19 protein-coding genes are annotated in these 19,655 nt (G+C 52.9%); 2 read left to right on the top strand and 17 right to left on the bottom strand.

The features are described 5' to 3' along the window. The first annotated feature begins 139 nt into the window (after positions 1–139). Positions 140–1,000: an HDOD domain-containing protein gene (locus tag EL386_RS01880; RefSeq protein ID WP_172597577.1), complete on the top strand. Its 861-nt coding sequence runs from the start codon at positions 140–142 to the stop codon at positions 998–1,000. A gap of 446 nt (positions 1,001–1,446) precedes the next feature. Next, positions 1,447–2,112 carry a tetratricopeptide repeat protein gene (locus EL386_RS01875; protein WP_126452730.1) on the top strand — a complete coding sequence of 222 codons (666 nt, stop codon included), beginning with the start codon at positions 1,447–1,449 and terminating at the stop codon, positions 2,110–2,112. 154 nt (positions 2,113–2,266) lie between these two features. Here the strand turns inward: EL386_RS01875 and EL386_RS01870 are convergent, their stop codons facing one another. From EL386_RS01870 to EL386_RS01795, 17 genes are all read right to left on the bottom strand, one after another. Then, positions 2,267–4,495, bottom strand: coding sequence for a heavy metal translocating P-type ATPase (locus tag EL386_RS01870; protein WP_126452728.1), 2,229 nt, complete (start codon positions 4,493–4,495; stop codon positions 2,267–2,269). A gap of 26 nt (positions 4,496–4,521) precedes the next feature. Then, a complete protein-coding gene (locus EL386_RS01865) occupies positions 4,522–4,728 on the bottom strand; it encodes a heavy-metal-associated domain-containing protein (protein WP_126452726.1) in 207 nt (68 codons plus the stop codon). Between the two features lie 347 nt (positions 4,729–5,075). Next, on the bottom strand, positions 5,076–5,303 hold the full coding sequence (locus tag EL386_RS01860; protein WP_126452724.1) for an SHOCT domain-containing protein: 228 nt from the start codon (positions 5,301–5,303) through the stop codon (positions 5,076–5,078). 17 nt (positions 5,304–5,320) lie between these two features. Beyond that, positions 5,321–7,753, bottom strand: coding sequence for a heavy metal translocating P-type ATPase (locus EL386_RS01855; RefSeq protein WP_126452722.1), 2,433 nt, complete (start codon positions 7,751–7,753; stop codon positions 5,321–5,323). Between the two features lie 78 nt (positions 7,754–7,831). Beyond that, the gene (locus EL386_RS01850; RefSeq protein WP_126452720.1) at positions 7,832–8,821 is read right to left on the bottom strand and encodes a YncE family protein; all 990 of its coding nucleotides are present in this window, start codon (positions 8,819–8,821) and stop codon (positions 7,832–7,834) included. 39 nt (positions 8,822–8,860) lie between these two features. Continuing rightward, positions 8,861–9,190, bottom strand: coding sequence for a c-type cytochrome (locus tag EL386_RS01845; protein WP_126452718.1), 330 nt, complete (start codon positions 9,188–9,190; stop codon positions 8,861–8,863). Between the two features lie 8 nt (positions 9,191–9,198). Next, positions 9,199–9,495 (bottom strand): hypothetical protein, encoded by a 297-nt coding sequence (locus EL386_RS15670; protein WP_197722130.1) that lies wholly within the window; start codon positions 9,493–9,495, stop codon positions 9,199–9,201. A 12-nt stretch (positions 9,496–9,507) separates the two neighbouring features. After that, positions 9,508–10,701 (bottom strand): porin, encoded by a 1,194-nt coding sequence (locus EL386_RS01835; protein WP_126452716.1) that lies wholly within the window; start codon positions 10,699–10,701, stop codon positions 9,508–9,510. A gap of 215 nt (positions 10,702–10,916) precedes the next feature. Continuing rightward, on the bottom strand, positions 10,917–11,312 hold the full coding sequence (locus EL386_RS01830; protein ID WP_126452714.1) for a hypothetical protein: 396 nt from the start codon (positions 11,310–11,312) through the stop codon (positions 10,917–10,919). Positions 11,313–11,568: 256 nt separating this feature from the next. Next, the gene (locus EL386_RS01825) at positions 11,569–12,060 is read right to left on the bottom strand and encodes a hypothetical protein (protein WP_126452712.1); all 492 of its coding nucleotides are present in this window, start codon (positions 12,058–12,060) and stop codon (positions 11,569–11,571) included. Between the two features lie 45 nt (positions 12,061–12,105). Further along, entirely contained in the window at positions 12,106–12,408 is a 303-nt protein-coding gene (locus tag EL386_RS01820; RefSeq protein WP_126452710.1) for a hypothetical protein, read from the bottom strand. A 108-nt stretch (positions 12,409–12,516) separates the two neighbouring features. Continuing rightward, positions 12,517–12,903 (bottom strand): DUF302 domain-containing protein, encoded by a 387-nt coding sequence (locus tag EL386_RS01815; RefSeq protein WP_126452708.1) that lies wholly within the window; start codon positions 12,901–12,903, stop codon positions 12,517–12,519. 97 nt (positions 12,904–13,000) lie between these two features. Then, entirely contained in the window at positions 13,001–13,123 is a 123-nt protein-coding gene (locus tag EL386_RS15845) for a hypothetical protein (protein WP_269471112.1), read from the bottom strand. Positions 13,124–13,135: 12 nt separating this feature from the next. After that, the gene (locus EL386_RS01810) at positions 13,136–13,633 is read right to left on the bottom strand and encodes a c-type cytochrome (RefSeq protein ID WP_126452706.1); all 498 of its coding nucleotides are present in this window, start codon (positions 13,631–13,633) and stop codon (positions 13,136–13,138) included. Then, positions 13,630–16,761, bottom strand: coding sequence for an efflux RND transporter permease subunit (locus EL386_RS01805; protein WP_126452704.1), 3,132 nt, complete (start codon positions 16,759–16,761; stop codon positions 13,630–13,632). Before EL386_RS01805 ends, EL386_RS01810 begins: the two co-directional genes overlap by 4 nt. Positions 16,762–16,773: 12 nt before the next feature. Beyond that, the gene (locus tag EL386_RS01800) at positions 16,774–18,363 is read right to left on the bottom strand and encodes an efflux RND transporter periplasmic adaptor subunit (RefSeq protein ID WP_126452702.1); all 1,590 of its coding nucleotides are present in this window, start codon (positions 18,361–18,363) and stop codon (positions 16,774–16,776) included. Beyond that, entirely contained in the window at positions 18,363–19,652 is a 1,290-nt protein-coding gene (locus tag EL386_RS01795) for a TolC family protein (protein ID WP_126452700.1), read from the bottom strand. The genes EL386_RS01800 and EL386_RS01795 overlap by 1 nt, the downstream gene beginning before the upstream one ends. Between the last annotated feature and the right edge of the window lie 3 nt (positions 19,653–19,655).

Genomic DNA, 19,655 nt, shown 5'->3' with positions numbered 1-19,655 from the left:
TAGACAAATCCTTGTAAAACACCCTATTTATTCCCGGCGTAAACTCTCATATAGTAATCTATCCGTGCAAAGGATTGTTGATACGGGACGCAAGCGTTTACAAGTCGGTCTCATTTTTGGACAACACAGGGATGCATATATGCCATTTACCGCCAGAGATCTGGTCAATGCCGTCGGCGATGCCATCTCGCTCCCCGAGAGCGTGGCCCGCGTCAATGAGATAATGAATGCCCCGGATAGTTCCGCTGCCGATATTGGCGAGGTCATACGCCAGGACCCCGTCCTGACCGCCCGCCTGTTGAAGATCGCCAACAGCCCATTTTACGGTTTTCCCTCACGCATCGACAGCATCCCCCGCGCCATCACGATCATCGGCATGAATGAACTACGTGACCTGCTCCTCGCCACCAGTGCCATCCAGGTCTTCTCGGCGTTCACAAATGAACTGGTCTCCATGGAGACCTTCTGGCGCCACAGCCTGCGCTGTGCAGTGATTGCCCGTCTCCTCGCGGCCCACCTGCATGAAGCCAATGTTGAGCGTTACTTCACCGCAGGCCTGCTACACGACATTGGCTACCTGCTTATTTACCGTGAATTGCCCGAACTGGCCAGCCAGACACTCACCCACAGCACACAGAATCGGGAGATCGTGCACATCGTCGAACAGGAGATCATCGGCTTTGACCATGCCGCCGTCGGCGGTGAGCTGCTGCGCCAATGGAATCTGCCCTCGGCACTCAGCGAGGCCGTCGAGTTTCACCATACCCCGCGTTTTGCCAAACAGCACCCGAAAGAGGCAGCGATTATCCATATCGCCAACTACCTGGCCAACACCATGCTCGCCCGGGTCGGCGGCGATATCGAGGAAACCGAGGCGCTGGAAGTCACCGCCCTGCAAACCGTCGGGCTGACACCGAATATTTTACAAACTGTGTTAAAACAGGCCGAGGCCTGTTTTAACGAAACACTCGAGATCATGGTCTACGACGAGGTCGCCTGAATGCGCGCGCCAATACCAGGCATCATCTGATGTAGGCGACGTAGCTAAGCCTGCCCCTAACGTGACTTGCCGCATTGTGCTGACCAGAACTCGCGAGGCCGGTGCAGGAAATACTTAATGCACCTCGACAAAGATTTTAGGTACGCCAGAACCACCAGACAATAAAACCGATGGCCAGTAAACCCAGTATATTTACGAGAATAGTTTGCATGGTCCGAGTGTAACAAAAATCATCCAGACTGCGGCACCCATTGATGTTTAACAGCTTTACCTCCCATTGCCAATCTTAGTCGTCTGCCTTCAGCAGGTGACAGACTTAACGTGGCCAGGTTTTGCTTTTTTCTATTATTACCCCTGCAGAATGCAACCCTTATAAGAAAAATTAGGTAAGCTTTTTCTGTTTTCCCCATGTTAGCATTGATGCAAATCCACAAGAATGGTGATCTATGTCCAGCACACAACACCTTGCGGTCATGCTTTTTTGCAGTGCGCTGTTATTGAGCCTGCAACCTGCCCTCTCGCGCGCAGAAACCTGTGCGCAAACAGTTCAAGCTATCGATAACCAGCACCGCAAGGCCCTGGATAATTATCCAGCGGGCAGTGAAGACTACCTGCAGGCCCTCTATGTTATTGAGAACAGTATCTTCCCGGCGCTGAAGCGCTGCCCGAATAATGCCCAGATGATGGCGGCCATGTCCGAGGTGCAACTGTCACTTGGCCAGCCACCGTTGGCCCTGCTTTATGCACAAAAGGCCCTCGAGTTTGATGCCGATAGCTGGCAGGCACATAACGCCGCGGGTAATGCCCTCAACGTGGTGGAAAAATATCCTGAGGGCTTGCAGCATTTGCAACGTGCCAACCAGTTACAGCCGGATAATTATGCACTGCTCGTCAACCTGTGCAGCAGTTATGAACGTAACCGACAATACGCACGGGCCATTGAGAGCTGTAGCCGTGTCATAGACAAAGGCCCCTATTACCTGCGTGGCACGGCCTATTATGTACGCGCCCGCGCCTATCAGGCACGCGGCGAACACGAACACGCCGCGAACGATGATAAACATGCCAACGAGTTCGGCGTTCGGGGTCAGACCGGGATCCAGGGCAAATAGGCGTTCAATTAATCATTGGCTTCTCGCCCGAGAATAGATGCTTAGGCGAAAAAATTAATGAGACAGGATTCACACGTTTTTTTGCACCACCCAAAGAGTAAGGCTTTATCGGCTAGATCCTGTCCACTTCTGACCTACGGTCAGCATAACCGTTCTACAAAATTTTGCCTTTGTAAAAACGCAGACGATTGGCATTCGTGACGACCGTCACCGAGGACATGGCCATCGCCGCCCCCGCCACTACCGGGTTGAGCAGGATGCCCATTAATGGATAGAGGACACCGGCCGCCACCGGTATGCCGAGACTGTTATAAACAAAAGCCCCGAACAGGTTCTGGCGGATATTGCGCACCGTGGCACGTGAGATACCAATCGCGTCACTAACGCCCTGCAGTGAACCGCGTATCAGGGTGACATCGCCACTCTCAATGGCGACATCGGTACCGGTGCCAATGGCAAAACCGACATCGGCCTGTGCCAGCGCCGGCGCGTCGTTAATGCCATCACCGACCATGCCGACGACCTCGCCTTGCGCTTGCAAGGCCATAACCTGCGCTGCCTTGTCCTGCGGCAGGACCTCGGCGATCACCACATCGACGCCAACCTGTTTCGCTACCGCATCGGCCGTGGCCTGATTGTCGCCGGTGAGCATGACCACGCGCAGGCCAAGCGCCTGCAGGCGTTCAATAGCAGCTTTCGAGTCTGCCTTAACCGGGTCACTGACGGCGATAATGCCCGCGGCCCGACCTTCTACCGCAAGGTACATTGGCGTCTGTGCCTGACCGGCCATCGTCTGGGCCGCCTCCAACAACATAGTGATATCAATGTCGTGGGTTTCCATCAACCGCTGATTACCGAACAGAAGTTGCCGGCCTTCAAGTCGGGCGCGCACACCGTGCCCGGCCACGGCCTCAAAGTCCTCGACGTCCGTTATGTTCAGTTGCTGTTGTTGCGCCGCCTCCATGATCGCCTCGGCCAGTGGGTGTTCAGAGCCGCGCTCAAGGCTGGCGGCCATGCTTAGCAGCTCGGCCTCCGTATAGCCACCAACAAGCTTGAAACCCGTTACCTGAGGGCTACCGGCCGTTACCGTACCGGTCTTGTCGAGGACTACGGTTGTTAGCTGGCCGGCCTGCTGCAGGGCGTCACCGTTACGAATGAGAATGCCAAACTCGGCGGCCTTGCCAACGCCGACCATGATCGAGATCGGCGTGGCCAGGCCGAGCGCGCAGGGGCAGGCGATGATCAACACGGTCATGGTCGCCACCAGCATGTAACTGACCCGTGGCTCCGGACCAAAGTTGTACCAGACCAGCGCTGTCAGCACGGCAATGATCAAAACCGTGGGGACGAAGATGGCCGAAATGCGATCGGCAAGCCGACCGATAGCAGGTTTGGAGTTCTGCGCGGTGCGCACCATGTCGATGATCTGCGCCAGCATGGTCTCGCTGCCGATCTTTTTCGCCTGCATGAGAAAACTACCGCTCTTGTTGAGGCTGCCACCGACCACCTCATCGCCTACCTGTTTGGTCACCGGGATCGGTTCACCGGTCAGCATGGATTCATCAATACTGGAGTGACCATCGATCAACACGCCATCGACGGCGATCTTCTCGCCGGGGCGTACACGCAGGGTTTCGTTCAGACCGACCTGATCGATGGGGATATCGATCTCTTTGCCGTCACGGACCACACGTGCGGTTTTTGGCTGCAGACCGATTAACCTTTTAATGGCCTCGGAGGTCTTGCCACGGGCGCGCATCTCCAGGGCGGAGCCGAAATTGATCAGGGCAATGATGATCGTCGCCGCCTCAAAATAGACATGCTGTGCCGAGACCGGCACCAATGTTGGCCAGATGGTGATCAACATCGAGTATAACCAGGCGCTGCCGGTACCCAGTGCGATGAGGGTATCCATATTGGCGTTATGGTTCAGGAAGGACTTCCATGCGCCCTTGAAGAAATTACTGCCCGAATAATACAGAACAAACAATGTGATCAGGCCGATGCCGATCCAGAATAGCTGGTGTGCGACAAGGCCCGGCATCTTGCCCAGCAGACCGGAAACAAACAACGGCGCACCGACCATTGCCGCGAGCAGACTCTTGCGGATGAGTTGCCGATACTGGGCGTACTCTTTTGCCTCTTTGCCCTCGGTATCTTCGGCGGTCTTTAATTCAGCCGCTTCATAACCCGCATCGACCACCGCCTTGATAAGCGCGCTTGCGGAGGCTGAACCCTGGACCTCGGCAGTATGTTCGGCAAAGTTGACACTCGCTGAGGCCACGCCACCAACCTGTTGCAGGGCCTTTTCAACGCTCGCCACACAACCGGCGCAGCTCATGCTGCCTATAGACAGGCGTACTGATGAAGACTGACTGCTCATGTTTTTTCTCTATCCGCTGAATTCATTCATGCCAATGTAGCAGGATAACCGGCCTCGGTAACCACCCGTGCCAACTCTGCCGGGTCGGCATCCCCGCGCACAGTCGCCGATGCCGATTCAAGACTGACCTCCACACTGTTCACTCCATCAAGCGCCTCAAGCGCCTTTTGCACATTGGCAACACAACCCGCACATTTCATTCCTGATATCACAAGATGGGTACTCTCACTCATATCTATTTCCTTAATTCTCTGGCAATTTTGCAAAAAATGACTTACCCAAAATCTACACGACTACAGTGGCAAATCTTACTCTATGTAAACACTGACCAAATATGCGTATATTCTACCTCTTAGCGCTCCCACCGATTAACACAAGTAAGAATCGTAACAGCATTTCCAACGTCCATGAAGGCACTGCCGCCAATACGCTCTGTGTTGGTTTTGATGTGAATTTCTACATTGCTGACAAGCTTATAATTATTAATACCGTCAGCTAACGTCCACATAACCCTGGGTGGAGGGCTTGTCTGACATTCTCACATTGTTACAAACTCCAGTATTATTTGTTGTATCAGGCATCATGACTCCAGCTCTTTGCGTCTGCGCTCAAACTCTTCTTCATCAATCTCGCCTTTCGCATAACGCTTCTTTAATATTTCTATTGGTGTATCGCCCTGCCCGGAATTGCTGCCCTTGTCCGGGCCAGCCATAGCCTTCACCACCACTAATAAAACCACTATCAGTAATATCCAGAATATCCACATAAATCCGCCTCCGAAAAATACACCACCATCATGACCAAACATAATCCACCTCCCTTCATCTAGAGTTTTACGTTGCGTAAGCGCAGCGCGTTGGTTATCACTGAAACCGAACTAAAACTCATGGCTGCAGCAGCGATCATTGGCGAGAGTAATAGCCCAAATACAGGATAAAGCACCCCTGCGGCTATCGGCACACCCGCAGAATTATATATAAAGGCAAAAAACAGGTTCTGGCGAATATTTTTCATCGTCGCCCGTGAAAGACGTCGCGCACGGACAATCCCTCGTAAGTCGCCTTTGACCAGTGTCACTCCGGCACTTTCCATAGCCACATCCGTACCGGTACCCATGGCAATACCCACCTGTGCCTGCGCCAGTGCCGGCGCGTCGTTAATGCCGTCGCCGGCCATGGCAACCACCCGCCCCTGTGCCTGCAGTTGCTTAATGACCTCGGCCTTTTGTTCGGGTAACACCTCGGCCTGCACCTGATCGATATCCAGCATCGCGGCAACTGCCTCTGCCGTCCTGCGACTATCGCCTGTCAGCATAACAACCATTATCCCTTCTTCATGCAAGTGACGGATGGCCTCGGGCGTTGTTTCCTTTATTGGGTCAGCGACACCAATGAGTCCAGCTGCCTTACCATCCACAGCCAATAACATTACTGTTTGCCCCTTGGTGCGTAATCCATCGGCCTGCGCCGACATCTCACTGGCATTAATACCAAGGCTTTCGAGTAATTTTATATTCCCCAGGGCAAGCTTGTGATTCTCGACCACACCGGTCACGCCCTTACCAGTGACTGACTGAAAATCAGCAGCCTGGACCAGGCTGATGCCCTTGTCTTGTGCGCCTTTTACTATCGCCTCGGCAAGTGGGTGTTCACTGGCGCGTTCCAGGCACGCTGCGAGGCGCAGGACATTTTCTTCATCAATGTCCCCGGTTACTGTAACGGAAACCAGCTTCGGCTTACCTTCGGTCAGGGTTCCGGTTTTATCGACCACCAGGGTATCAACCTTTTCCATGATCTCGAGTGATTCTGCATTCTTGATAAGCACACCTTCCATTGCGCCGCGGCCGGTACCCACCATAATAGAAATGGGTGTAGCCAGCCCGAGTGCGCAGGGGCAGGCAATAATCAAAACGGCGACGGCATTAATGACCCCATAGGCTAACCGGGGTTCAGGCCCCCACAGCCACCAGGCGAAGAAGGCGGCAACGGCAATCAGCACCACAATAGGAACAAAGTAGCCCGAAACCGTATCAGCCAGTTTCTGGATCGGCGCACGTGAGCGCTGCGCCTCTGCCACCATATTGACGATTTGTGCCAACAAGGTATCGGCCCCTACCTTCTCAGCCCGCATGAGCAAACTACCGGTACCATTTATGGTTGCACCGATCAGTCGGTCATCTGCAGTCTTTTTCACCGGAATTGATTCACCGGTCACCATAGACTCATCAACATGACTCGTGCCTTCAATGGTAATACCGTCGACGGGCACCTTTTCACCCGGGCGAATACGCAGTACATCTCCGGGATGAACCTGTTCCAGAGGTATATCCTCTTCATTGCCATCGTCCCGGACAATGCGGGCCGTATTCGGTGCCAGACCGAGGAGCAACTTGATGGCCGTGTTGGTACGTGAGCGGGCTCTCAGTTCGAGTACCTGCCCCAGTAAAACCAGCACGGTTATCACCGCAGCGGCTTCAAAATAGACGGCTACTGTGCCGCCCTCATGCAACATATCCGGTGGAAATAGCTGAGGTGCCAGCATGGCAACCACGCTATAGACCCAGGCCACCGACACCCCCAGCCCGATTAAGGTAAACATGTTCAGGTTCCAGGTCCTGATGGATTGCACGCCCCGAACAAAGAATGGCCAGCCCCCCCACAGCACCACCGGCGTGGCCAGGGAAAACTCAATCCACTGCACAGTTTTTAATGACAGTGCCTGGGGTAACCAATCCGGGGTCAGGTCGGCGACCATGGCCAAAATAAACACGGGTAAAGCCAGTACCGTACCTACCCAGAAACGTCGGCTCATATCGATAAGTTCCGCGTTATCCTCTTCAGCCGTAACGGTACGCGGTTCAAGTGCCATCCCACACTTGGGGCATGACCCGGGCACATCACTTTCTACCTCAGGGTGCATAGGACAAACATATTCGGTCTTGTCGGAAAATTCCGGGGCACCCTTTGGTTCCAACGCCATGCCACATTTGGGGCATGTCCCCGGGCCTTCCTGAACAATTTCGGGGTGCATAGGGCAGGTAAATAATGTCCTCTCGGGGGCTTTCACTTGTCCCAGAGGAGCGGAGGAGTCCTTATTCAAATATTGCACCGGTCCAGATTCAAATTTGTGCAGACAATCTGCGCTACAAAAATACCAGTCTTTGCCCTCATGACGGGTGTGGTGTTCTGATGCTGCGGTAACATTCATCCCGCAAACCGGATCTTGTAGCCCATTATTTGTTTTTGTGTGTCCAGTCATCTTTTTTCTCTCTCCGGTTTAACCGTTAACATACTCCGTAAGGCATGCGCCAACCTAGTAAAATAACACCTCTTGACCTTAGTCCTTCACAACCGTCATTTGATGCGCTTCCCCGCCCGGCAGGTTAATCTTACCCAGCACTTCGAGGTTTTTTTGGTTCATCACCCATATAATGGGCAATTTCCGGCTGGATATATAAACCTTTCCCGTACCGCGTATCGTGTTCAGATGATAGGGGGCGGGTGACAGCTTTATCGAACGCAACTCACCGCTACTGAGGTCTATGGCGACTAATTTGTCTTCCTTTGTACTGGTGACAAACAACTTTTTGCCATCATCGCTGATATCCAGGCCATGTACATTTTTACCAATGGTGTAGCTCTTGGTGATATCTCCACTATCCACGGAAATGGCTGAAACACTCCCGGCACGGGGGTTTGTGACATAGATAGTTTTTTCATCCGCAGAAAATGTCAGGTGTTCAGGTGATGGGCCAGACTTCAAGGTTCGCATCACCTTCCAACTTGAAATATCAATCTCAGAAATCGTGCCATTTCCACTGTTGCTAACGAAGGCCTTCTTACCATCACGCGTCACCAGTGTGTAGTTCGGTGCCGGACCGGTTTTGATCGTCTTTACCACCTGACTGGTCTGCATATCGACGACACTGATGTTGCCCCGAATAGGATGCGTAGAGATAACGTAGCGGCCATCCGGAGTGATTGCCTGATGATGCGTCCAACCGGATACGGCAATGGTAGACATAACATGGCCGTGTACCGGGTGTATCAGGAATAACTTGCTGTTCGGTGTATCCTTTGCCTCACCCGCCTTGAGTGCCGTCTCTTTGAGACTGCCTGCAATCAGGTATTCCCCATCCGGGGTTGCCACCAGGCCATGCGGGTTTTCCACCCCGCTGTAGGTTGCCGTGATCGTATCCTTCTCTGCATCCACGGCAATCACCTGATTACCCGAGCCCAGGGGGATATACACGGTTGTGCCTGCAAGTGCCGAGCCGGCTATTGCCAGCAGACTCATACCAAGAATATTTAATTTTATGCTGTACATTGTTTTTCTCCTTATTACTTTTAAAAGCAAAATGCATTATCAGAATGTCTTGCGCATATACAGAATAATCTCCTGTATATCCTGGTCCGTAAGTTGTGCATTGCCACCCAGGGGTGGCATCGCCATAACAGCCCCCTCGCGCTGTATACCTTCACGGATGGCCTTGGCCAGCTGCTGGTCACTTTTTGACAACGGACCACCGGTGCCCGGTAGTTCGACCACACCCGGCATAACACCGCTGCCATCATCACCATGACAGACCAGACAGGATTGCTCATACAATGCCTTGCCGGTCATTGCCTGCTGTGCAGGCAAGACCGGTGACATCACCATCAGAAACAGCCAGAGGGGAAATTTTTTACAACGCATATGTGCCCCTAATTACTCGCCTGCAGAAAGACCAGAATGTCGCGTGCATCCTGCCCTGTCAGACCGGCGCGAATCCGCATATGCGTGACAATAGGCTTCCACAGGTCATCCCGAAATTCTTTTGGATCCCGCATATTATGACAACGTGCACAGTTCTGGCTCCACAGGACGGCACCCCGCCCAAGATCTCCTGCAGCCGTCCCCGCCTGCACAGTTTCAATTTGTGCCAGTTGTATCAAGACAACCACTGCGACAGCGATCACTACGCTGACCAGACCATATCCAAATACGTTATGATTTTTCATGATAAGCCCCTTTTAGAATCCATACGTGAGTTGCAACAGGAACCGATCATCATCGGTTGTCTCACCATTTTTGCCATCATTTGATTCGAAACCGATCTTGGCGATCGCATTACTGGCAAACAAGTAATTAGCACCTATACCCCATTGCTCCTGATCAGCCGAATCATGCGGGCTGTCATAATCACCATAGCGTGCAACCAATTCCCATTTTGTCGGGAGTATCTTGTAGGCCGCCTGCACATACCAGGTCTTCCAGGTAGCAGCATCCGGAGCAACACTGGTCGCCTTCGAACCGACACGCTGCTGAATATATTCACCACGCAAGTCAAACGCCGCATACTGATAGGCAAAGTCTGCGCCATAAGCCTTGTAGTCGCGTAACAAGCCCTCTTCGCCCTCAGGCCCGACATCGCCCCAGGCACCGGAGATACCGAACTCCAATCCTGCCATCGGTAGGATGCCAAACCGACCACCCCAGGCGAACTCGCCATCTGCATTGCTCGCCAGTCCTACCGCCTCAATGGCCTCGAGTTCACCTTCCACTGCATCTATCTCGATTAACGGACCATTACCGACATAAACACCATAGTTACCTCGTGCCTGGTTATAAATCGGGAAACCACCCCGCAACTGAACACCAACCTCAGCCAGGGGGGCCGCCTGATCATGCCCAAAACCAATAGGTGCCGAGGCAAATTTATTTATCCAGGTCGGGTGCAGGTTTTGGCGAAACTGGCCCAGTGGACTAAGGAACTTGCCACCTACCAGCACGGCATAATCATTGATTATCCAATCAATCGTTGCGTATTCGAGTCCCACTTCCGTCTCACCATCTTCTCCGACTGCCACTTCCAGCTCTGCCTCCAGTAGGAATAGATCTTTGTATTGGTAATGAAAGATTGGATTGAAAGTAACCTGGTTGAATGTACCATCACTGCGTTCAGAATCGGTGTAACCAATGGCGCCGTAACCCGCGAGGTGCACAGCGGAATCGGCGATCTTCCATTCATTACTTGCCTTGGCGACTTCTTTGACTTCTTCTTTCACTGATTCCACCTCAGCCTTACTCGCCATAGTCTTTTGCTGCGTGATGAGCAGTTCCCTTAACTCACTGACCTGCTTCTTTAAAATCTCCATTTCTTTTTTCAGTTGTGACACTTCATCGGCAGATGCCGTTAAAGGGAACGCGGCTATACCTATAGCCATGCCCCACAATAGTCCTGCTTTTAATAAAGTTCTTTTCATCGGAATAGCCTCCTACATTAATGATAGGAACAATGACCCCTGTCACTCCATGAAATGGACCGCTGGACAACGGGTTAAAGCCCTCATCAACCGTTATGGCTTATGTCAGATAATTTGTAACAACAAGGAAAAATATTTGCCCTGACACGGTCGTGCCGGGAAAAGCGAGGGGACGTTTAAACGCGCAAACGAAGGGTATCCAGATAGGTACTTCGTCGGTTGATTATCCAGATGGTATTATCTTTATGTAGCGCCTTCGGCAATGGTTTTAAAACCATTGGACTCCAGGGCTGCGAAACTAAAGCCCCATGATCCCATTTCACAGAAGACGTCAGTTCCAGTATAGGCATACCGGAGATATCAGCACTGGCCGTTGGACAATGCTCATGCTCTTCAATAACCAGTGTGTCGCTTACCGGGCCATGTTCATGCGCATGTCCGGAATGCTGGGTATCCGTTGACGGTTGAGCAGGTGTGTGGTGGTGGGGGACAGCCTCCGCAATAGCCTCACAGCATTGTTGCATGGCGGGGGCCATGGTACTGACAAGCCAAAGCAGCAGTACCTGTGGCACAAGTCTTCGTCTGCTTCTTGTCATCCATATGAACATGCGCTGCTTTATCTCGCCTCGTATGATTCAATCAATTTCGCCGCTTAAGTTAACACAATGTTTTGACGGTTTCTTTGATCTATATCAATCACGTGTACTTAGCATGGTTTTTGGCCGATCGGCTCTGCGCGAGGATAAACCCCACCAGTCGATGGCGAAGAATAAAAAAGATGCCGCCTGTTAAGATGGCATTTTTCCTCTTACCATACTGGGTTAACGGCTATTCTTTGCTGTAAAAGAAGGCAAGCTCGTCACTACCATTTTTTTGCGACTCATAGATTTCAACTTCGATCTTATATTTGCCTTTTTCCTTCATATCAAAAAAATTGGCATAGGTTATCTGCCCACTGGTGGTCATCTTTTCTAATGGTTTTTCCAGCTCCTTGCGCCATAGTAATATCCCTGATGAGACTTCCGCTATCACCGTTGCATCATTAACGCGCGTCTTGCCATCCTTGCGGTAGACACTAATCATGACGTGTTGTGCAACAGACGACAGTTTGTCCAGACCACCATGCAACTGCTTATCATTATCAACCAGGGCGGTGGTGTTTTTGATCATGCTCGCTGGCACAACACCGAAATAAACATGATAATTTTCTGATTCCGCATGCCAGTTCACATCTTCCGCATAAACTGCATTAACCGACGACGCAAATAGCATCACCCCTGTAATGACTAATGTCTTAATATTTTTAATAATGTTTATCATAGTCCTGTCCTTATCAATATTTTTTCATTACCCGGCAGAGCCCAACTATTTCATCGAGCCCATCATTGTACGATGCATATCCAGGATGTTGGCACTATGATTGTGCATCATGCCGTGGCCACTATGTGACATTTTACCTGTAGCCTCTTCAACATCCTTCATCATCTTTGCATGCTCTTCAAGCATAGCCTGACGGCGCTTATCATCTTTTTCATTTGTGACCTGTTGCCAGTGTGCTTCCATATCATGAATCATTTTCTCAAGCTTCATTGCGTCATCACCCGCAGAGAAGGCGGCTACCGGGGCAGCAAATAGCATAGCCATGATTAAATATCTGATCGTCTTCATCTCTTATAACTCCTCTCTATAAAATAATCACATCACCGTATATGCACAAATAGTACCCGCCTGTATTAGCAGGCAACATTGATTTTATAAAATTTACAATTATGTATTCTATTTCAGTGCGTCACGTACCCGCTCGAGTTTTTCTTTCACCTGTGCGGCCATGCCTTCAACTTCGGGACGGTTGACCAGTTGCAATACGGCAGCCGGGTCCATAAAGGCCACGGTTACGGCACCGTTTTCCTCTTCACGCACAAGCACGTTACAGGGCAGCAGCAGGCCGATATCCGGTTCGGCATTAATGGCCTGATTGGCCAGAACCGGGTTGCAGGCACCGAGGATGGTGTAAGGGAGTTTGTCGATATCCAGTTTCTTTTTCAGGGTGGCCTTGACATCGATCTCGGTTAACACACCGAAACCCTCTTTCTGTAACTCTTCGGTTACGCGTGTAATTGCATCATCAAACTTGTCTTTAACTGTGACTGAAAAACCGTACATATCATTCTCCTAAAAAATAGTAAAAAGTGGGGCAACACAACGCAGCTCTACCTTGCCATGCCGGCAAGTGTACCGCCTTCAGTGTCAGACTCAATGCCTAATCATCATTACCGCCCTTGCCGCTTAAGAGGCTGACAATGGCAAAGATAATCAGCCCCCAAAACAACAGGCCAAAACCCCAGTGCCCCAGACCAAATGTTAACCAGGCGCTATCGTGCATGTTATTCCTCCTTTATTGTTTGCGTGTGCGTGCCCGTTGATCGATGTCGTACCACGCGATATAGGCCCGCTCCGGCCATTTCGACTGGAACCAGGCGATCACGGCATCGATATCGGCATCACTGAGCTTGTCCTTCCAGGCGGGCATCGTCCCACCTATTGCCCTGGTGCCGTTGCGAATTGTATAGCGCAGGGCACTCAGCGGATGGTGCCAGGTATGACCATCGCCATTCAGGGGTGGTGGCGGGAACTGGCCATTGGCATCGCGCTGTCGCCAGTTTGGCGCCCCTTCACCGTTTGGCCCATGGCAGACCGCACAGTTTTGCCTGTAGACCTCGGCACCGCGCGTGATCTGTGCGATGTCGTGGCCACGCTTTGGTATCAGTGTTTCAGGTGTTGCCATTTCTTCCTGCGCAGCAACCTGTTGGGCCGGTTTGACTGCCTCGCTGACTGGCTTGTCGCAGGCCACCAACAACACACTTGCCGCTATGACGATATTGACACGTATCATGCTGCTTCCTCCTTAAGACTACGACTCTTCCAGACCAGGAACACGGCCGGAATGACAACCAGGGTCAGCAAGGTCGCCGTTACCATGCCGCCGACCATCGGAGCGGCAATGCGGCTCATGACCTCGGAGCCGGTACCACTACCCAACATGATCGGTAGCAGGCCGACGATGATCGCGGCCACAGTCATCATGATCGGGCGCACACGCAACAAGGCACCCTCAATCACCGCCTCACGAAGTTCAGCCAATGTTATGGCACGCCCTTCATCAAGGGCCCTGTTATGTTTCTGCTTGTAGGCGATGTTGAGATAGACCAGCATCAGCACGCCAATTTCTACCGCCACGCCGGACAGGGCAATAAAACCGACACCCACGGCCACCGACAGGTTGTAGCCCAGCAGGTATAACAACCAGCCACCACCGACAAGGGCTACCGGCAGGGTGCCCATGATGATGATCACCTCGACGAAGTTTCTGAAATTCAGATACAACAGCAACATGATGATCGCCAGGGTCAGTGGGCCAACAATGGCAAGTTTTTTCCAGGCCCTCTCCAGGTACTCATATTGGCCTGACCAGCCTATCGAGTAACCGGCGGGCAAGGTTACCCCTTCCGCCACGGCGCGCTTGGCATCGGCCACGTAGGAGGCGATGTCACGGCCTTCAATCGAGACATAGATCCAGCCATTCAGACGCGCATTTTCACTCTTGATCATGGCCGGGCCGCTTTCGATCTCAATAGTTGCGACTTGCGACAGGGGTATATGTGCCCCCATCGGGGTAATCAGTGGCAGGTTACGGATCTTTTCCAGCGAGTTACGCACCCCTTGTGGATAACGCATATTTACCGGATAGCGTTCCAGGCCTTCAACAGACTGCGTAACATTCAGCCCACCAACTGCGGTGCTGATAACATCCTGGATATCCATGACATTCAGGCCCAGACGGGCACTGGCAACGCGGTCAATATCAACCGTGACATAACGACCACCGGCGACACGCTCCGCATAAACCGAGGAGGTACCCGGTACCTGGTTCATGACCTGCTCGATCTGCTTGCCGATATCCTGAATCACATTCAGATCAGGACCGGCCACCTTGATACCAATCGGGGTCTTGATACCCGTCGATAACATATCGGTACGAATCTTGATCGGCGGGTCCCAGGTATTTGCCATGCTCGGCACCTTGACGATGCTGTTCAACTCACGTTTCAGACCTTCCAGTGTCATACCTTCCCGCCATTCGTCACGCGGCTTCAAACGAACCGTCGTTTCAATCATGGTCAGAGGTGCCGGGTCCGTCGCCGTATCTGCACGCCCGACTTTGCCGAATACCGACTCCACCTCGGGCACGGTACGAATCATCTTATCGGTCTGTTGCAGGATTTCTCCTGCCTTGCCGATCGATATCCCGGGGAAGGCCGAAGGCATATACAACAGGTCACCTTCATCCAGCGTTGGCATAAACTCGCCACCCAATTGCGTCACCGGCCAGACACCAACTACGGTGACCAGCAAACCCGCCAACAGAACCGGCTTGGGTCGACGCAAGACCAGATTGATCACGGGTTTATATATTGCGATGAGCCCGCGATTCACGGGGTTCTTATGTTCCGGTGTGATATGACCACGGATCAACAGGCCCATGAGTACCGGCACCAGCGTAATCGACAGAGCTGCCGCTGCGGCCATAGCAAAGGTCTTGGTATAGGCCAATGGCGCGAACATACGCCCTTCCTGCGCCTCAAGTGTAAACACCGGCAGGAAACTCAGGGTGATGATCAACAACGAGAAGAACAACGGTGGCCCGACTTCTGAGGCCGCCTCGCCCATGATCCGCCAGCGGTTCTCATCCGTGAGTTCTTCCTTCTCGAGGTGCTTGTGCACGTTCTCGATCATGACAATCGCCGCATCGACCATCGCCCCGATCGCAATCGCGATACCGCCGAGTGACATGATGTTAGCGTTGATACCCTGTGACTGCATGATAATAAACGCTACCAAAATCCCTACAGGTAGACTGATGATGACTACCAGTGCCGAGCGGAAGTGAAACAGGAACAGCGCGCAAACCAGCGCCACTACAATAAATTCCTCAATGAGTTTATGGCTCAGGTTTTCTACCGCACGCTCGATCAGAGAGGAACGATCATAGGTCGTGACAATCTCGACGCCTTCCGGCAGACCACTCTGCAACTGTTTGAGCTTTTCCTTCACACCCTGGATTGTGGTCAGTGCATTCTCGCCAAAGCGCATAATGATCACGCCACCGACGACCTCACCTTCGCCATTGAGTTCGGCAATACCGCGACGCATCTGCGGACCCACACGGATGTCGGCAACATCCTTCAGCAGGATAGGTGTACCCTGCTCGTTCATGCCCAGCGGCACACCCTTAAGGTCCTCGACACCCGTGATATAACCCGTGGCACGAACCATGTACTCGGCCTCGGCCATCTCGATCACCGAACCACCGACCTCCTGATTGGCGCGCTGGATCGCACTTTTTATCCTGGCCAACGGAATATTATAGGCCCGCAACCGGTTCGGGTTCAGCACGACCTGGTACTGGCGCACCATACCGCCCACCGTAGCGACTTCGGAAACACCTGCTACAGTTTGCAGTTCATATTTCAGGAACCAGTCCTGCAGGCTGCGCAACTGGGCGAGGTCATTCTTGCCAGTGCGATCGACCAGTGCGTATTCATAGATCCAGCCCACACCCGTGGCATCTGGCCCCAGTGCCGGACGCGCCTGCCGGGGAAGACGCGACTCAACCTGGCTCAGGTATTCGAGCACACGCGAACGTGCCCAGTAGGGATCGGTGCCATCTTTGAAGATAATGTAGACATAGGAATCTCCAAAGAAGGAATAACCGCGCACCGTTACCGCACCCGGCACCGATAACATCGCCGTGGTCATCGGATAGGTCACCTGATCTTCAACGACCTGCGGAGCCTGACCAGGATAGCTGGTCTTGATAATTACCTGCACATCGGAAAGGTCCGGGATCGCATCCAGCGGGGTGTTCTTAACAGCAAATACGCCCCAGCCAATTAACATTGCGGTCAATAGCAGGACCAGAAAGCGATTGGCGATGGACCATTTAATGATTTTTTCTATCATGTTCGCATCCCCTTACTGTGCCGCAGGGCGAATAGAATCGATAATGTAAACATCATTCTTTTCCACCAGATCAAATTCAATGGCCTGCCCCGGCTTGAGGCCTTCAAGGCTCACACCCTCAGCAACACGGAAGTCCATGGTCATGTCCGGCCAGCCCAATGCAGGGATCGGGTCATGCGACATATTGATCTTGTTCTCATCCGGCAACAGTTCTCTTAATACGCCCTTGCCGCTCACCATCTTGCCTGACTTGCCGTCTTTATTATCCTCCATTGCCATCTCAGCCTTCGGCTCACTCATGCGATTCAGACTGGCCTTGATGCTGGCCTCGGAATCGAGCAGGAACTGCGAAGAGGTCACGACCTCTTCATTGCCTGTCAGTCCCTTCAGGATCTCGATACGGTCACCCGACTCGATACCGCTAACGACCTCGCGTGGCGCGAAGCGGCCCTCACCCAGACTAATGATCACTCGCTCACCCTCACCAGTTCGAATCAGTGCCTCAAGCGGAATGCTGGTCACATCCTGCGTAGCGCCACCGAAGATAGTGACATTCGTGAACATGTTCGGCTTCAGGGATTCATCCGGGTTATCAAAACGCAGACGCGCGCGCAGCGTGCGTGTACGTGGGTCCAAGCTTGGGTAGACATACTCTACCGTGCCTTCCCATGTACGACCCGGCAGGTATGGCACTGTGATCTCGGCCGGTTTACCCTGCTGCACCCACTCCGCCTGACGTTCAAAGACCTCGACCTGGATCCAGATACTGGACAGGTCGGCCAGTGTCATGACCTCCATGCGAGGTTTCACATACATGCCTTCACGTGCACTAAGCTTGGAGATAATGGCGTCCTGGCTGGCGCGCACCTTAATCAGCTGTTCGGCCTTGCGGGTCTTTTTAACCTTGTCTATCTGCTGGTTACCAACCCCCAGTGCACGCAGGCGATCCTGTGAAGCGCTAATCAGACGCTGGTTATTACTACGCAGTGCCTGGATATATTCATCCTGGGCATTGACCAGAGTCGGCGAATACAATTCGAATAACAGATCGCCTTTTTTAACGCGCTCGCCTTCCGACTTCACCACCAGTTTATCGATCCATCCATCGGTACGCAGGTGTACGTGGCTGATCATGTTTTCATCAAAATCGACATAACCTACCGTATCGATGCGCTTCCATAGCTTACCAACCTCTACCCGGGCAGTACGCACACCGAGGTTTTGCACAATCGCCGGGGAAATGGTCACCGCACCGCTATCATCATTGTCCTCACCGTAGAACGGAACCAGGTCCATGCCCATCGGAGACTTACCTGGGCCATCCTGACGAAAATTCGGGTCCATCGGCGCAACCCAGTAAAGAGGCTGCTTGTCTTTCATCGTGGTTGACGTGTTTTCCGCATAGAACGGGACCAGGTCCATACCCATCGGGGACTTACCTGGTTCATCACGGCGATAGTTCGGGTCCATCGGTGCAACCCAGTACAATATCTCCTTTTCCTTCTTCGCAGATGACTTCTGATCGCTACTATCACAGGCCACCAAGGAGACTGACAGGACTGCAGCACCGATCAGAAAGGTATATTTTGTAAACGTGTTCACTATTCTTCTCCTGCAAGGTAAAGCAGGCGCGCTTGCGCCTTGGCGGCATCGACATGGATGCGCAGAGCCTTAAGATGGGTATTCAATTCGGTGATCTTCGCCCGCATCAGGGTTGGAAAATCCGTGGCGTCATTCTGATAAGCCAGCAAGGAGGCCTCGCTGTTGGCCGTGGCCTGATTGACCAGTGTCTTCTGATAACGTTGCAGGCGTTGTGACAAACGCTGCCAGCTGACAAAATCACGTTCGAGCACACTCTGCATGGCACGCAACTTGTCATCATATTGCAGCCTGGCCGCCCCTTCGCGACGTTGTGCCGCAGCCAGGCGCCGGTCCTGACGTTTGTTGGTAAAGATAGGCAGGTCAAACGTGACTGTCGCCGCAACCAGATCGGCACGATCCGAGCCATCCGGGTTATTGCCATCCCGCACGCCGTAATCCACCCCGAGCGTCCAGGCGGGTTTATAAGCCTCGCGTGCGATCGAGACACCCTGTCGGTTCACATCGATATTCGCCTGCTGCATACGCAGTGCCGGGTGTTGTGGCAGGAGCGCCTGTATTGCCGCCAGGCTTGGTGGCTCTGGCAACTGTGGAAATGCCTCCGGCAGGGCACGTTGTGCCTCACCACCGATCCACTTGGCCAGGTCGGCACGTGAGGCCTCCTGCTTTTGCTGAATATCGGTCAGGCGGTCATCCAGCAGACCCAGTTCCAGTTCCGCACGCAGCACATCTTGCTGATTTCGACGGCCCGCGGCATATTGCGACTCGGTGATATCGACCATCTCCTTGAACAGGCGCTTGTTGGCCGTCACGACCCGCTCGGCACGCAGCCAGTAATAGGTCTCGTACCAGTTTGCCCGCACATCACGTTTCAGCTTGCGCGTTTCATCGTCAATCCTGGCGCGTTCACCACCGGCCTGAACACGGGTACGCTGACTGCGTAGCGCCAGCGTATCGCCACGGGGGATGGTCTGCTGAATACCAAAACGTAACTGCGTGATGGGTTCCTGATCACGATCAAAAGTATCGGTAGGAAAATTAAACAGGCTGAACTTCGCCTTCGGGTCGGGTAACTGGCCATCGGCAATCGCAGCCTCATCCAGGGCCTGGGCCGTGGCATCAATATTTCCGAGCATGGGGTCGCCCTGTAGGGCGAGCTGCTCGGCCTCGGCCAACGATAAAATATCAGCGGCGTCGGCATGCGTGCTCAGACCATAGGCCATCAGACCACTGGCAATAAACAGGCTGATGAGCCGATGTAACTTCAGATGTCCGGAACGATCGGTAAACATAGT

It is taken from the genome of Sulfuriflexus mobilis (genome assembly GCF_003967195.1).
In the GTDB taxonomy this organism is placed as follows: Bacteria; Pseudomonadota; Gammaproteobacteria; order AKS1; family AKS1; genus Sulfuriflexus; species Sulfuriflexus mobilis.
The sequence above is the reverse complement of the archived record's forward strand: the minus strand, read 5'-3'. Positions and strand labels throughout refer to the sequence as shown.